The organism is Streptococcus infantis, assembly GCF_015546995.1.
GTDB classification, from domain to species: Bacteria; Bacillota; Bacilli; order Lactobacillales; family Streptococcaceae; genus Streptococcus; species Streptococcus infantis_J.
In genome coordinates, this window is the sequence record NZ_JADMUH010000015.1 from 1 (window position 1) to 14,206 (window position 14,206).

A 14,206-nucleotide genomic window follows, 5' to 3' on the forward strand; every position below is an offset into this window, starting at 1 on the left:
ATACACCCATAGTCCGTACGGGATTCGAACCCGTGTTACCGCCGTGAAAAGGCGGTGTCTTAACCCCTTGACCAACGAACCCTGAGCTTTTTCAACTCTTTCTATTATATACACTTTTACAATCTTGTCAACTAGTTTTTTTTAAAATTAGTTGACAAGATTCTAGATTCACAAGTTAATCGGTAACTGATATTACAATTCAGCAATTTGATTCAAGTTTACTTCTGCTACTGTATCATTACCAAACATTGAAATAATCATTTTCACTTTGTTATTATCAATTTCAGTAATTTTTCCTGTGTAATCAGTAAAGGCACCATCAATGATTCGAACTGTTTGACCAACTTCAACATTGATATCGAATTCTTGAACCGTTTGTCCCATTGATACCAAGATATCTCTGATTTCTTGTTCCAAAAGCGGAGTTGGTTTAGATCTATTCCCGTGTGAGCCGACAAATCCTGTAACGTTTGGTGTATTACGAACTACAAACCAAGCTTCATCAGTCATAACCATTTCCACAAGGACATATCCTGGGAAGCGATTTTCTTCAACTTCTTTTTTCTTCCCATTTTTTTCAACTTGCACAGTTTGAGTTGGAATTTCCACACGTAGGATATTATCCAACATATTGTATGTTTGTGCACGTTGCAAGAGATTTTCTTTTACTTTATTTTCATAACCAGAATATGTTTGTAGGACAAACCATCCTTTATCAAAACTATCCATCTTTTTTCCTTTCTTAATGGTAAACTTCTTTCAGCCTATTTATACTATCTTAAAAAATGTTAATGAATCGGATCAATCCGCTAACGATTAACTGGTCAAAAATATAAATGATGACAACAAAGAAGGCAGTATATTCCATGATAGATTTGAAATCTACCCAACTTTGTTTTCGAGTTGGCCAAGTTGTATCTTTAAGAAGTGTAAAGATATCCTTAATAAAACCCATTCTTATCTCCTATCTCGTTTCTCGATGTGTTGTGTATTTACCACAATGTTTACAAAATTTATTTACTTCTAAGCGAGTCGGTTTTGGATTCCCACTAATTTTAATTGAGTAGTTTCTTGAACCACAAACCGCACAGGCTAAACTTGCTTTTTTAAGTGCCATAGCGCCTCCATCCTATCTATTATAACAAGAATCCTTGTCTTTGACAAGTTAAATTACACTCTACATTTTCCTATTTTCAAAATAAAAAAGCCTAGGAATAATCCTAGACTCTATTTTACATTATTTACCAAGGTAGTATTCAGAAACTACGTTCAATTTTTCGTCAAATTCGAATACCAATGGTGGGAAGTTAGGGATTTCCACATCCATGATTTCGTCGTCTGACAATTGTTTGATGTGTTTTACTAGGGCACGGATTGAGTTACCATGTGCACCTACGAATACGTTTTTACCATCTTTAAGTGCTGGAGCGATTTTATCTTCCCAGAATGGAAGAGCACGTTCCAAAGTCACTTTCAAGTTTTCAGCATCTGGAATTACTGAGTCATCAAGTGAAGCGTAACGACGGTCAGTGTGTGCTGAGTGCTCATCATCACGATCCATTGCTGGAGGCAATACATCGTATGAACGACGCCAGATGTGAACTTGCTCATCACCAAATTGCTCAGCAGCTTCTGCTTTGTTTTTACCAGTCAAACCACCGTAGTGACGTTCGTTCAAGCGCCATGATTTTTCAACTGGAACCCAAAGTTGGTCAGATGCTTCAAGTGCAAGGTTAGTTGTTTTGATTGCACGTTTCAATACTGAAGTGTAAGCTTGGTCAAATTCAATACCAGCTTCTTTGATCAATTTACCAGCATCGATAGCTTGTTGAGTACCTTTTTCAGAAAGATCTACGTCAGCCCATCCTGTGAAAAGGTTAGCTTTGTTCCATTCAGACTCACCGTGGCGAGCGAAAACCAATTTTACCATTAGTTGGATTCTCCTTTTATTTTTCGAGGTTGCCCTCGTTTATCTATTCTATTTTACACAATTTTTCACAAAAAAGCTAGTTAAAATCAACGAAAAAGAGAAGAGCTCATGGACTCTTCCCTAAAAAATAATTTATTCTTCAATTCTAAATTGTTTCAAGCTTGCTAGGTACAAAGCTCCACCAATGACAAGGACGATTCCACCAATCCACCCAAGGAAAGGAATCAAGGCAACTACAGATCCGACGATAAATAGAATCGATGGTGCTAGTGAAATACGATTGTCATCCTTATAGTAGACAAGTGAGAGGATTCCAAGAATGAGGGTTGCAATTTTCACTAAAGAGAAAACAATGAAAATAATGCCCAAAATTAGCCCTGCAGCATCTTCGTCTTCAGAAACGGCTGCAAGAAATACCATAAAAATTGGTAAGAAAGCTAAAATAGCTCCTGCAATAATACCAATAAAGCCATCTACTTGTGCTAGTGTTTTTGTCTTCATAAATATCTCCTTTTATTTTAATAAGGTATATTATACCATATTTTTATTAAAGTTTTTATTTTTTAAAAAAATACAGGAATTTCTCCTGTATTTTTGTTAGACTATTTAGATTCAAATCCTTCTGCTACTGCATCCGCAAAGTTTTCTTCAACGATGCTTGCACAGTGATTACAGATAGTTGCATTATAGCTACGTTCTGCTGTACTTGGATCGATACGACGGCAACGATCACAAACTTCACCAGCCGCACGCTCAACCGTGAAGGCTACATCTTCAAAGGCCACTGCAGCTTCTGGAGCTGATCCTTCAGCGATTGACAATTCAGAGACAATCAAGAGTTGTGCTACATTGCTATCAACAGCTCCAAGAAGAGTTTTCACCACTTCATTTGGATAAACGGTCAAGTGAGCTTCAAGAGATTTACCGATGACTTTTTCGTTACGCGCTTCTTCCAAGGCTTTTTGAGCTTGGCCACGGAAGTCCATGAAGGCTGACCAGGTATCCAAGATTTCCTCTTGGTTAGCAAATGTTTGAGCTTCTGGTAATTCTGACAATTGAACGAAGTCTTCCGCTTCAAACTCTAGATATGACCAGATTTCTTCTGCTGTGTGAGGAAGGATTGGTGTCAAAAGTTTGGTGATTTTCACAAGGATGTCATAGAAGACCGTTTGCATTTGACGGCGTTCAAGTGACTTAGCCCCTTCGATGTAAACAACATCTTTGGCAAAGTCAAGGTAGAAGGCAGACAAATCAACATTGATAAAGTTCACTAGGGCTTTGTAGATTGTCAAGAATTCGAAGTTAGCATAAGCGTCACGAATGGTCTTAACAAGTTGGTTAAAGCGAATGGTCATGTACTTATCAACGGAACGAAGCTCTTCGTAAGCTACTGCATCCTCAGCTGGGTTAAAATCAGAAGTATTGGCGATCAAGAAACGAAGCGTGTTACGGATCTTGCGGTAAGTTTCAGAAACTTGGCTCAAGATATCCATAGAGATACGCACGTCGTTGCTTGAATCAACACTTGTTACCCAGAGACGCAAGATTTCCGCACCAAATTGTTTTTCAACATCGCTTGGAGCAATGGTATTCCCAAGAGATTTAGACATCTTCTCACCTTTACCGTCAAGGGCAAAACCTTGCGACAAGATTTGTTTGTATGGTGCTACACCATGATTAGCCACAGATGTGATGAGAGATGAGTTGAACCAACCACGATATTGGTCAGAACCTTCTAGGTAGAGGTCTGCTGGATATTTAAGTTCGGGGCGATTAACTACGACACCATTCCATGATGAACCTGAGTCAAACCAAACGTCCATGATGTCTGTTTCTTTCTTGAACTCGCCATTTGGTGAACCTGGATGTGTAAATCCTTCTGGCAAGAGGTCTTTGGCATCACGTTCCCACCAGATGATTGAACCATGTTCTTCAAAGAGTTGAGCTACATGCTCGATGGTTTCAGCTGTCATGATTGGTGTACCATCTTCTGCATAGAAGATTGGAAGAGGAACTCCCCAAGCACGTTGACGAGAGATGACCCAGTCACCACGGTCACGAATCATGTTGTAAAGACGGACTTTACCCCACTCTGAGTGGAACTTCACTTTTTCAATTTCGTCCAAGATTTCTTGGCGGAATTTAGATACAGAAGCAAACCATTGAGGCACTGCACGCCAGATGATTGGTTTTTTCGTACGCCAGTCAAATGGGTAAGAGTGAGAGATTTCTTCTTGAGCAAGAAGTAAATCACCAAGTTTTTCAATAACTGTTGGCACAACCTTGTCGTAGAATTGACCTTCGAACTCTGCTCCAGCATTGGCCATCATGATCCCGCGTTCGTTAACAGTCACAGCAACTTCAAGCCCATTGGCAACACCGACATTGTAGTCATCCTCACCAAAACCAGGGGCTGTATGGACAATACCTGTACCAGAGTCAGTTGTAACGTGATCACCAAGAATCACCAACTCATCTACAGCTGTATCCCATGGGTGTTCTGTCACGATGTGGTTGAGGTCTTGACCACGATAAGTTGCCAAAACTTGAACATCTGCCCAGCCAAATTTTTCAGACAAACTGTTCAACAATTCTGAAGCCACGACAAACTTACGGGTTTCGCCAGTTGGTTGCACCAAGACGTAATCAATATCCGCACCAACAGTCAAACCACGAGAAGCCGTGATGGTGAATGGAGTTGTTGTCCAAACGACGATGAAAGTATCTGTATCAAGGACACCTTTACCATCTTTTACCTTGTTGGCATAGTAAAGGGATGTTGAAACCAAGTCGTGGTATTCAATTTCCGCCTCAGCAAGGGCTGACTCTGATGACCATGACCAGTAAACAGGCTTCGCTCCACGGTAGATATAGCCTTTATTAGCCATTTCACCGAAGACACGGATTTGCGCTGCTTCATAGTCCGGCGTCAAGGTTACATATGGATTTGCCCAGTCACCAGAAACACCCAAACGTTTAAAGTCTTCGCGTTGTTTATCTACTTGAGACAGAGCGTATTCACGGCAAAGTTTCAAGTACTCAACCAAGTCCATTTCTTTGCGTTTAACGCCTTGTTTTGCCAAAACTTGCTCGATTGGCAGACCATGAGTGTCCCAACCTGGAATATATGGTGCGTAAAATCCTGACATAGACTTAGAACGAACAATGATATCTTTAGAAATCTTGTTCATGGCATGTCCTACGTGGATGTTCCCGTTGGCATACGGAGGGCCATCATGAAGCGTGAAATGCGGTTTTCCTTCATTTAATTCTTGACGACGTTGATAAAGTTTAGCTTCATCCCATTCCTTTTGCCAAACTGGCTCTTTGGTCGGAAGACCGGCACGCATTGGAAATTCTGTTTTCCCAAGATTGAGGGTTTCTTTAAGTTTCATGTTTACTCCTTTAATGTAAATTGACAATATAAAAACCACGACTCGCAAAAAGGACGAAAATCGTGGTACCACCTTTGTTCGGAAAAAGACCTAGTCTCTTTCCCTCTTTTCCCGTAACGTGGGCAACGTCAAATCTTACTATTTTCAGATTTGATACTAAGAGAGGATAAACTTACCAACAGGGATTGTAGGACTTCCACCATCTCCTACTCGCTAGAAATTTGATTGATAAATTCTTGTTCTCTAATGAGATTCTTATAAAATTAGAACTGATTCTTGTTGAGTGTCAGCATCATCTTGAGGTCCTTCCTCATGTGCTGGCTCAACAGGAGTTTCAGCAGCTGGCAGAACTTCAACTTCAGTTGACTCTTCAGCAGCTTGTTCAGCCTCTAACAATTCTTTGTTAGCAGCTTCAATACGCGCTTGAAGTTCTGCAACTTCTTCTGGAGAAAATTGACGAGTCATGTCAATTGGTTCTTCATCATGATATGAAGATACATCTTCACCTAGAACCTCTTGGACGACTTCCTTGAATGCTTCGTCGCTCGTTTGAAGATAAGTTGCAGTCGGACGCAAAATTTCTTCCCAATCTGATGAATCAACAATAGCCAACTGACTTTCGATTGTTGATTTCAAACGTTGGTGGAAGACGCGACTCTTGTTCTTCAACTCTTCAGTTTCTACAGCAACTTTTTTTGCATTATCTGTTGCTTGTCGCAAAATTTCATTGGCTTTGTATTTAGCTTCATCAAGTAAACGTTGAGCATCTTGCTCAGCCTGCTTAATGATGTTATTAGAACGGTCGTTCGCAGCTTGTTTTACACGTTCAGCTGTGTCTTGGGCAATCAAAACTGACTGACTCAACGAATCTTTGATTTCGTCAAAATAAGATAGACGCTCTTCTAAATTTTTGATATGTTGATCCTTTTCATGATTACTACGAACTAAATCTTCATAGTCACGAACAACAATATCTAAAAATTCATCAACTTCTTCACGGTTAAAACCTCTAAACTGAACACCAAAGGTTTTATCCTTAATTTCTAACGATGTAATTGGCATATTTTTCCTCACTTATTTAATAAAAAATAGAATCATTAATTGCTTCTGGTTCCTGCTCGTTTGTTACTGTTCTCTTAGGAATATCATTCGTATAATAGGAAAGACGTTCTTCTAGTCTTTTAATATAGCGTTCTGTCTCATCCTTGTAACGGACCAACTCCTCGTAGTCAATATAAATCTTATCTAAAAATTCGTCAACTTCTTCCTTATCGTAGCCTCTGAATGTTTTTGAGAATTCTTTATCACTAATTTCTTGTGGTGTAATTGACATGTTTATTCTCACTTGCTTAATAGTAGCTGGACTGTTAATTTTTTCTTATCCTTTTTGGTTTGACCGTTTTCTTTAAGTAAGATAATTCGACCAAAGCGTCTGACGCTGATTAAATCACCAATTTTTACCGGATAGTCCGATTTTTCAACTATATGATAGTTGACTTGAACCAACTTTTTTTCAACCAGGGCCGAAGTTTGGGAACGAGATAATTTCAATATGCTAGATAAGAAGGTATCCAGACGAAGACTTGAAACCAAGACTTCTTTTTCTTGATAGTCATCTTTGGATTCTATCATATCTGAAAAAGGACGTTCTACTAAACTTACAGGCAACTTGGAAATCTTTTGAATTCCATCTTGGAAAAGAGTGGTAAATCTTCGATCGACAATAATTTGGGCTTTATCTTCTGTCACCAGAATGTCTCCGAATAACTTACGGTCAATACCTAGTCGATTGAGAACTGTACCCAATATCTTTGAATGGGTCAGTTGCTGAAACTTGCTGGGATACACAATCTCAAGCAAGGTCATTTCAAAATCTTCCAAACTTGGCATGAAGTAATCGGGCGCTAAAATAACCCTAGCGTATTCCGAAGAGATATAACTCGTACTAGAGAAGACTTTTATCCCTCTATTATTTCCCAAAGTTTCCAAGATAAATACTTGGTGAGGATTTATAAAAGGAGATAAAATCGGTGCATAGTGCTCCTCGACTTGACTCAACCATTCCAAGCCCTTATCGATGAATGGAATATCCTCCGTTGCGAAATGTTGGTAAAGTTCCTTGCTCATAATATGACTAGCAAATTGATAAGATAGCGACTAATCATGCGCAAGAGAATTAGAGCTATCCAAACAGAGAAATCCAAACCTGCGATTTGAAGAGGTAGACGTTTTAGAGGTTCAAGAATTGGTTTACACAAAGTCTCTAAAAATTTCCCCAACTGTGTGTTATAGGCATTTGGAAACCATGATAATAGAGCAAAAGCTACAAGTATCAGTGAATAGATATCTGTAGCATTTTGGATAAAACGAATTATTAGAAACATTAACGTACTCTATTTCTCTTCATGTCAAAGTCGTATTCTTCGCTTTGAGCTTCTTCAGGTAAACGAATATCTTCAATGTTTACCACAACACCAACAGGTGTCAAAAGATACATTGTGTTCGCTACTTTTCTTAACTCACCAGCAAGGACATGACGTGCTCCATCCAAGTAATCCAAACAACGACGAGCTTGAACTTCTGTCATATATTGGAAGTCAATCAAGATACTTTCATTTCCAGCCAACAAATCAACAATATCTGTTGCATCTTCATAACGGCGTGGGTAACGAACATCGATGGTTACTTTTTCAGTAGAGTGATGGCTTTCAATTGCTAGTTGTTGCTGACGGGCATGAAGTTTTGTAATATTTTTCTCTTTTGCTCCGACTGAAGAAGAATCTTGAGCAGCAGCTTGCTGTGGCAATTCTCTTTTTTGAGGAACCGAAGCTAGTGAACGTTCAGGTTGTGCAGCTACAACTTCTGAAGCAACTTCATCTCCATCTTCTGTAAAGTAATCTATAAATTTATCAAATTTATCTTTTAATGACATGATTATTTCCTATTTAAAAAATGCTGTACCAATTCGAACAAAAGTCGAGCCACATTGAATCGCTTCTTTGTAGTCACGACTCATTCCCATACTTAGTTCTGTCATTGGCATATTGGGGAATTGTTGTTCACGGATGTATTGTTGCAACTCTTGCGTTTCTTTAAAGATTTTTTGCAACTCTTCTGTTTGGGCCTCAAAGGGAGCCATGGTCATGAGACCAACATACTCGATTTGATTCAAGCTAGACAAGTCTGGCAAGACTGTCAATAGTTCTTCTTTTGAAAAACCATGCTTGCTTTCCTCTCCAGAAATATTGACCTGCAAAAAACATTTAACGGTTCGATCGGCACGTTTTTGAATCTCTTGGGCTAATTTCAAAGAATCTAAAGCGTGAAAATAATCAACAAAAGGAATAACATCCTTGACTTTTCTTCTTTGTAAGCTACCAATCAAGTGCCAAGTAACATCTTTATCACTTAAAGCATGATACTTTTCAAGAAATTTGTCAACACGGTTTTCACCGATGTGTTTGACTCCTTGGTCAATCAAATTTGCTGCAGTTGCAATATCAACATATTTTGTTACGGCAATTACAGAAACCGAACCGTCTTCACGGCCGGTTTCTTGAATTGCTTTTGTAACCTGTTGAAATACCTGATTTGTATTTTCTTTTAAATCCATCTCTATTAACGATTTTTAAAGAATGGTGGTGTTTCCAACTCATCTTCGTCAGAAGCTGGTGCTTCAAAACGCTCAACTGGTGATACGACTGATTCACCTTGACGAACAATTGAATCACGTCTCAAGTCCCAGTCACCAAAAGCTGATGCTTTAGGCGCTTCAGTGTGACGTTGTGAAGGAGTTGGAAGTTCAGCTGTTTCTGCTAAATCAAAATGACGGTCATAAGTGCGTGTATGTCCAGATTTTACTGGTTCACGGAACGACGTTTGTCTTGGTTGCGGCGCTACAACTTTATCGACTGCATCTTGACGAACTCCAGTAGCAACAACAGTTACACGGATTTCATCTTTCATTGATTCATCAATAGAAGTACCGAGCCAGATATTTACGCCATGTCCAGCAGCTTGATTGACGATTTCAGAAGCTTCTTCTGCTTCAATCAAAGTCATATCCAAACCACCAGTTACGTTAACGATAACATCTTCTGCTCCATCGATAGTTGTTTCAAGAAGTGGTGAGTAGATAGCTTTACGAGCCGCTTCAATAACGCGTTCTTCTCCGCTACCGATACCAATACCCATAAGGGCATTTCCTTTGTTTGCCATCACCGTCTTCACGTCTGCGAAGTCCAAGTTGATCAAACCAGGATTTGTAATCAAATCTGTAATCCCTTGAACACCTTGACGAAGAACGTTATCTGCTTCAGACAAAGCTTCAAGAAGTGGAGTTTTCTTGTCAACAATTTCTAATAAGTTGTTGTTTGAGATAATCAAGAGAGTATCAACATGTTCGCGAAGTTCGTTAATCCCTTCGACCGCAAATTGACCACGTTTGCTTCCTTCGAAACCGAATGGACGTGTCACAACAGCAACAGTCAAAGCACCTAAACCTTTAGCGATACGAGCGATAACTGGTGCAGCACCTGTACCAGAACCACCACCCATACCAGCAGTGATGAAGACCATATCTGCACCACTGATAGCTTCAGTAATTACTTCTTCGCTTTCTTCAGCAGCCTTACGACCAACTTCAGGCTGTCCTCCAGCACCAAGTCCGCGAGTTAATTTTGGACCAAGTTGGATAACTGTTTCAGCTTTTGTACTGCTCAAGGCTTGTACATCTGTGTTGGCTGCGATGAACTCAACACCTGAAACGCCTTCGTCAACCATGCGGTTAATGGCGTTTCCACCGCCACCACCGACACCAATTACTTTAATTACTGCACCTTGTGCTGCTGCTGTATCAAATGAAAATGTCATATTTTATTCCTCTATCCTATTCATCAAACATGCTTCCGATTAAGCTACGGAATCGCTCAGTTAATTTTGGTTTCTCTTCTGATTGATTTGGAGTTGTTGAGTCAGCAGCATAAGTTGGTTCTGCTGATTCAGTTGAAGTTGTACCAAACACTGAACGTTGAGAAGCTGCAGGTTTTTCCTGACTTGAAGTTCTGAAGTCAATTGGTTGTTGACGTAGAACTTGATCTCCTCTGATAGCTCTTTGAGCTAAAACATTCACTTCTGTAAGACTTCCAGCAAATTCTGACAAACTAATCACATGAGCAAATGCAGGATTGCGGATACCTACTTGGTTTGGAACATAAAGTTTCACACGAACTCCAAGTACTTCTTGGGCAAGCTCAACGATACCTGGTAGAATAGCATTCCCACCAATCAGAGCAATACCTCCTGGCAAGTCCAACAAATGTCTTCTTTCCAAATCTTGTTTGATTTGTTCAAAGATATGTTTTAATCTAGCTGAAATAATTTGAGCCAAGTATTCTTCTGTAACTTCAACAGGTTCTACTTCACCAATCACTTCAACTTGGAAAGTTTCTTTGCTTGCAAGTTGCGGATAAGCTTCACCGTAGTTAAGCTTCAAACCTTCTGCAATCTTCTTAGAAGTTTTAAGAACTTTTGAAATGTCTTTAGTGACGTAATCGCCACCTTCTTGGTAAACATTTGTGTATTGAAGTTCTTGATTACGGATAGTAGCAACACTTGTTTGACCACCACCCATATCGATAACAGTCGCTCCAAACTCACGTTCGCCTTCGTTAAGAACAGAGTTTACAATTGCAAGTGGTGAAATAATCACGTTATCGACTTGAACTCCAACACGTTCTACAGTTTTACGAAGGTTGTGAAGAATGGTTCTTGGACCTGTATAGAGAAGTCCACGCATTTCCAAACGAACACCCATCATACCACGAGGGTCTCGAATACCTTGGAAACCATCTACTACAAATTCTTCTGGCACAAACGTAATCACTTCACGATCAGGTGTCATGCTCTTAGTCAAAGCTGATTTGACAACATTCTCAACATCTTGATCTGTAATTTCTTTTGTATCTGATGTTACAGGAATCATTCCTTGAGTTGGTTCCACTTGCAACAAGTTTGCTGGAAGTCCAACGTTTACTGATTTGATTGAAATTCCTGCTTTTTCTTCTGCTTGAGAAATAGCAGATTTGATAGCCGTTGCTGCGGCTTCGATGTCAACGATAATCCCATCCTTGACACCTTTACTTTTGGCGTTACTAACACCGATTACATTTACTTCACCATCTACAAGCTCAGCAACTAACACTTTAATTGAGCTTGTTCCAATATCTAAGCCTGTAAAGAAACCATTTCTAGTCATTACATTGCGTCCTCTCTATCTTCCAAGTTTCACACTTTGATTTTTTAATAGCTACAAGAAGGCATAGCTATTCACAGAATATTATATCACAAAAATCCGATTCGTGCCTAATTTTTTGTGATTTTATCGAAGGTTTTTCATTAAATTTATTTTAATATTCCATTACAAGTCCCTCTTTTTTATTTTTTCTATGAAAAACAGTGTAAAAGAGTCAGAAAAGCTGAAAAATGCGGTGTAATTTATTGTATTTTTTCAAGTATTTTCATGCCAAGTTCATTTCAATTTTAAGTTAAGGAGAAGTACTTAATTTTCCCCTAAAAAATCGTTCTCTGCTGGTCTAATTTTTATACAAAAACGATTAGTTGTAACAAAAAAAGAAGTCCAAAAAGACTTCTTATTTTGTTAATTCTTTAAGAGCACTGGTTAGGTAGAAACCATCTCGTATCTTTTTACCAATATTTTTTGCATTTGCAACCAATTCTTGATAATCGACATCTGATAGATTTTCGATCGTGTTTTTTAAATCATGAAGCGATTCTACTGCAATCCCACAGCCATTCTCAAGCACAAAACGAGACAAGGAAGACTGTTCCCACACTACAAGTGGGAATCCAGATGCCAAATAAAGGGATGCCTTGTGAGAATTGTTGAAGCGAAGGTACTCACCAAAGACACCACTGCACGTGTCAGCACTATCACCGTCCCAGACAAGTCCAAAGCCTCCCTCAAGAACTGAAGGTAACTCATCAGGCAGGAAGGAACCAAAGTAGGTTTCGTTTAAAAGAGCTCTATTCTCATCAAAGCCGACACCATAGAGATTATAAGAAGGTTCTGCAGGAAGTTTATAAAGATAACCCGCTTTTTCCTGAGCCAAATTACCTGCGACAATAATGGGGTGATCTTTTGTTTGGCCACTCTTTTCTTGAAAATCTGGAATCAAATAGTCGAAAATTCCAAGACTAACAATCTTATCTTCTGCAATCCCTTTGTCCACTAAAACAGATTTCATGATTGGATTATGGGCAATCACTCCATCAGCTATCTTCAACAAACTTGATTCTTGAAGATGAACCCGAATCTTATGTTTTAAAGGTACTGTATCCAAATTAGCATATCGTAAAGCTTCCAAATCATGGATAATAAAGTAGACTTTCACCCCACTTCGCTGGATTTTTCTTACCAATCGAGTGGTGAAAAAACTATGGTGGAGCATGGGAAATTGAATCAATAATTGATCCCCTGATTTCAACTGAGAGAAAGCTTGAGCTAGAGCTTTCGCCTTGTGTTGTTGAGCTTTAACGGTTCCCATATGGTACCAATTATCAACTGTTAACAACAAAGGTTGATAACCTTCTCGTTTGACGATCTCCTCGACATCATTTCTAGCCTTATTTCCGGCGTTACGAGCACCAGAATCTTTTAAAAACTCTTCTTTTAGAAAATACTTCATGGATCTCTGTTTCTTTCAATCAAATTCATTTGCTACGACTTCCAAAGCACGCTCAATGACCACGTGCATATCGTAGTATTTATAGTCTGCTAGGCGTCCACAGAAGATGACCTTGTCATTTTTGGCTGCTTCTTCTTGATATTTAGCAAACATAGCGTTGTTCTTTTCATCATTGATTGGGTAGTAGGGTTCATCCCCACGTTTCCAGTCAGCTGGGTATTCACGGGTGATGACTGTCTTCGACTGGGTTCCATACTCGAAGTGCTTATGCTCGATAATCCGAGTATAAGGAATCTCACGCTCGGTATAGTTGACTACAGCATTCCCTTGATAATTTTCCTCATCCAAGATTTCGTGTTCAAAACGCAGGCTGCGGTACTCCAACTCCCCATGTTTGTAATCAAAGTACTGGTCAATCATCCCTGTGAAGACTACTTTTTCTGCTGATGCTTCCAGCTCTTCACGATTAGCAAAGAAATCAACCCCAAGCTCTACTTCGACGTCGCCCAACATGTTTTCAATGATGACGTTGTAGCCACCGATTGGAATCCCTTGGTAACGGTCGTTAAAGTAATTATTATCAAAGGTCAAACGAACCGGAAGACGTTTGATGATAAACGGAGGAAGGTCTGTTGCAGAACGTCCCCATTGTTTTTCTGTATAGCCCTTGATCAATTTTTCATAGATGTCCGGACCAATCAACTTGATGGCTTGTTCTTCCAAGTTTTTAGGCTCAACATCTTTCATATCAGCCGTTTGCTCGGCAATCTTGTCTTTGACTTCTTGGGGAGTCTTGGTCCCCCACATAGCGTAGAAGGTATTCATGTTGAAAGGAAGATTATAAAGGTTCCCCTTGTAGTTAGCCACTGGTGAGTTGATATAGTTATTAAATTCAGCAAACTGGTTGACATAATCCCACACTTTTTTGTTGGAAGTATGGAAAATGTGAGCGCCATACTTGTGGACATTGATGCCCTCAACATTTTCACAGTAGATGTTTCCACCGATGTGATCACGCTTGTCAATCACTTTTACTTTTTTGCCACGTTTTGTAGCTTCGTGTGCAAAGATTGCTCCAGACAAACCTGCTCCAACGATTAAATAGTCATACATATTAAAACTCCGTTAATAAACTCTACAATTTCTTATTAATGCCGACTCAGGATCAGCAAAGG

The 14,206-nt window shown here is 39.4% G+C and carries 16 protein-coding genes, 1 tRNA gene and 1 pseudogene; all 18 read right to left on the reverse strand.

Annotated features, from left to right (window positions below):
* Positions 1-9: 9 nt before the first annotated feature.
* Positions 10-81: transfer RNA gene (locus I1J71_RS06090), tRNA-Glu, on the reverse strand.
* A gap of 111 nt (positions 82-192) precedes the next feature.
* A complete protein-coding gene (nusG, locus tag I1J71_RS06095) occupies positions 193-729 on the reverse strand; it encodes a transcription termination/antitermination protein NusG (RefSeq protein WP_016466132.1) in 537 nt (178 codons plus the stop codon).
* Positions 730-778: 49 nt separating this feature from the next.
* Positions 779-955 carry a preprotein translocase subunit SecE gene (gene secE, locus I1J71_RS06100; RefSeq protein WP_004254104.1) on the reverse strand — a complete coding sequence of 59 codons (177 nt, stop codon included), beginning with the start codon at positions 953-955 and terminating at the stop codon, positions 779-781.
* Between the two features lie 9 nt (positions 956-964).
* Complete coding sequence (gene rpmG / locus I1J71_RS06105) at positions 965-1,117, reverse strand: 50S ribosomal protein L33 (RefSeq protein WP_001809375.1); 153 nt, start codon at positions 1,115-1,117, stop codon at positions 965-967.
* A 120-nt stretch (positions 1,118-1,237) separates the two neighbouring features.
* Positions 1,238-1,930, reverse strand: coding sequence for a phosphoglycerate mutase (locus I1J71_RS06110; RefSeq protein ID WP_000240128.1), 693 nt, complete (start codon positions 1,928-1,930; stop codon positions 1,238-1,240).
* Positions 1,931-2,062: 132 nt separating this feature from the next.
* On the reverse strand, positions 2,063-2,431 hold the full coding sequence (locus tag I1J71_RS06115) for a hypothetical protein (protein WP_195184108.1): 369 nt from the start codon (positions 2,429-2,431) through the stop codon (positions 2,063-2,065).
* Between the two features lie 101 nt (positions 2,432-2,532).
* Positions 2,533-5,325, reverse strand: a complete 2,793-nt coding sequence (ileS, locus tag I1J71_RS06120; RefSeq protein ID WP_195184109.1) for an isoleucine--tRNA ligase — start codon at positions 5,323-5,325, stop codon at positions 2,533-2,535.
* A gap of 255 nt (positions 5,326-5,580) precedes the next feature.
* A complete protein-coding gene (locus I1J71_RS06125) occupies positions 5,581-6,387 on the reverse strand; it encodes a DivIVA domain-containing protein (RefSeq protein ID WP_074324969.1) in 807 nt (268 codons plus the stop codon).
* A 16-nt stretch (positions 6,388-6,403) separates the two neighbouring features.
* Positions 6,404-6,658 carry a DivIVA domain-containing protein gene (locus I1J71_RS06130; protein WP_195184110.1) on the reverse strand — a complete coding sequence of 85 codons (255 nt, stop codon included), beginning with the start codon at positions 6,656-6,658 and terminating at the stop codon, positions 6,404-6,406.
* 8 nt (positions 6,659-6,666) lie between these two features.
* Positions 6,667-7,452, reverse strand: a complete 786-nt coding sequence (locus I1J71_RS06135; RefSeq protein ID WP_195184111.1) for an RNA-binding protein — start codon at positions 7,450-7,452, stop codon at positions 6,667-6,669.
* Positions 7,449-7,709, reverse strand: coding sequence for a YggT family protein (locus tag I1J71_RS06140; protein WP_004254129.1), 261 nt, complete (start codon positions 7,707-7,709; stop codon positions 7,449-7,451). The genes I1J71_RS06135 and I1J71_RS06140 overlap by 4 nt, the downstream gene beginning before the upstream one ends.
* Complete coding sequence (locus I1J71_RS06145; protein ID WP_006149540.1) at positions 7,709-8,257, reverse strand: cell division protein SepF; 549 nt, start codon at positions 8,255-8,257, stop codon at positions 7,709-7,711. The genes I1J71_RS06140 and I1J71_RS06145 overlap by 1 nt, the downstream gene beginning before the upstream one ends.
* 9 nt (positions 8,258-8,266) lie before the next feature.
* Positions 8,267-8,938 (reverse strand): YggS family pyridoxal phosphate-dependent enzyme, encoded by a 672-nt coding sequence (locus tag I1J71_RS06150; protein ID WP_195184112.1) that lies wholly within the window; start codon positions 8,936-8,938, stop codon positions 8,267-8,269.
* 5 nt (positions 8,939-8,943) lie between these two features.
* Positions 8,944-10,197, reverse strand: a complete 1,254-nt coding sequence (gene ftsZ / locus I1J71_RS06155) for a cell division protein FtsZ (protein WP_195184113.1) — start codon at positions 10,195-10,197, stop codon at positions 8,944-8,946.
* 16 nt (positions 10,198-10,213) lie between these two features.
* Positions 10,214-10,399 carry a cell division protein FtsA C-terminal domain-containing protein gene (locus tag I1J71_RS08710; protein ID WP_416385345.1) on the reverse strand — a complete coding sequence of 62 codons (186 nt, stop codon included), beginning with the start codon at positions 10,397-10,399 and terminating at the stop codon, positions 10,214-10,216.
* A pseudogene (ftsA, locus tag I1J71_RS06160) lies at positions 10,390-11,581 on the reverse strand (cell division protein FtsA); the annotation flags it as partial. The pseudogene ftsA and the gene I1J71_RS08710, both read right to left, overlap by 10 nt.
* A gap of 394 nt (positions 11,582-11,975) precedes the next feature.
* Complete coding sequence (locus tag I1J71_RS06165; RefSeq protein WP_195184115.1) at positions 11,976-13,031, reverse strand: sugar transferase; 1,056 nt, start codon at positions 13,029-13,031, stop codon at positions 11,976-11,978.
* Positions 13,032-13,046: 15 nt separating this feature from the next.
* Positions 13,047-14,144 carry a UDP-galactopyranose mutase gene (gene glf, locus I1J71_RS06170; RefSeq protein WP_195184116.1) on the reverse strand — a complete coding sequence of 366 codons (1,098 nt, stop codon included), beginning with the start codon at positions 14,142-14,144 and terminating at the stop codon, positions 13,047-13,049.
* Between the last annotated feature and the right edge of the window lie 62 nt (positions 14,145-14,206).

Bases quoted from the DNA above. Each gene is read 5' to 3' on its own strand.
- ileS (WP_195184109.1), bottom strand. From the start codon at position 5,325: ATGAAACTTAAAGAAACCCTCAATCTTGGGAAAACAGAATTTCCAATG.
- I1J71_RS06125 (WP_074324969.1), bottom strand. From the start codon at position 6,387: ATGCCAATTACATCGTTAGAAATTAAGGATAAAACCTTTGGTGTTCAG.
- I1J71_RS06130 (WP_195184110.1), bottom strand. From the start codon at position 6,658: ATGTCAATTACACCACAAGAAATTAGTGATAAAGAATTCTCAAAAACA.
- ftsZ (WP_195184113.1), bottom strand. From the start codon at position 10,197: ATGACATTTTCATTTGATACAGCAGCAGCACAAGGTGCAGTAATTAAA.
- I1J71_RS06140 (WP_004254129.1), bottom strand. From the start codon at position 7,709: ATGTTTCTAATAATTCGTTTTATCCAAAATGCTACAGATATCTATTCA.
- I1J71_RS06110 (WP_000240128.1), bottom strand. From the start codon at position 1,930: ATGGTAAAATTGGTTTTCGCTCGCCACGGTGAGTCTGAATGGAACAAA.
- I1J71_RS06135 (WP_195184111.1), bottom strand. From the start codon at position 7,452: ATGAGCAAGGAACTTTACCAACATTTCGCAACGGAGGATATTCCATTC.
- secE (WP_004254104.1), bottom strand. From the start codon at position 955: ATGGGTTTTATTAAGGATATCTTTACACTTCTTAAAGATACAACTTGG.
- I1J71_RS06150 (WP_195184112.1), bottom strand. From the start codon at position 8,938: ATGGATTTAAAAGAAAATACAAATCAGGTATTTCAACAGGTTACAAAA.
- nusG (WP_016466132.1), bottom strand. From the start codon at position 729: ATGGATAGTTTTGATAAAGGATGGTTTGTCCTACAAACATATTCTGGT.
- I1J71_RS06115 (WP_195184108.1), bottom strand. From the start codon at position 2,431: ATGAAGACAAAAACACTAGCACAAGTAGATGGCTTTATTGGTATTATT.
- I1J71_RS06165 (WP_195184115.1), bottom strand. From the start codon at position 13,031: ATGAAGTATTTTCTAAAAGAAGAGTTTTTAAAAGATTCTGGTGCTCGT.
- I1J71_RS06145 (WP_006149540.1), bottom strand. From the start codon at position 8,257: ATGTCATTAAAAGATAAATTTGATAAATTTATAGATTACTTTACAGAA.
- rpmG (WP_001809375.1), bottom strand. From the start codon at position 1,117: ATGGCACTTAAAAAAGCAAGTTTAGCCTGTGCGGTTTGTGGTTCAAGA.
- glf (WP_195184116.1), bottom strand. From the start codon at position 14,144: ATGTATGACTATTTAATCGTTGGAGCAGGTTTGTCTGGAGCAATCTTT.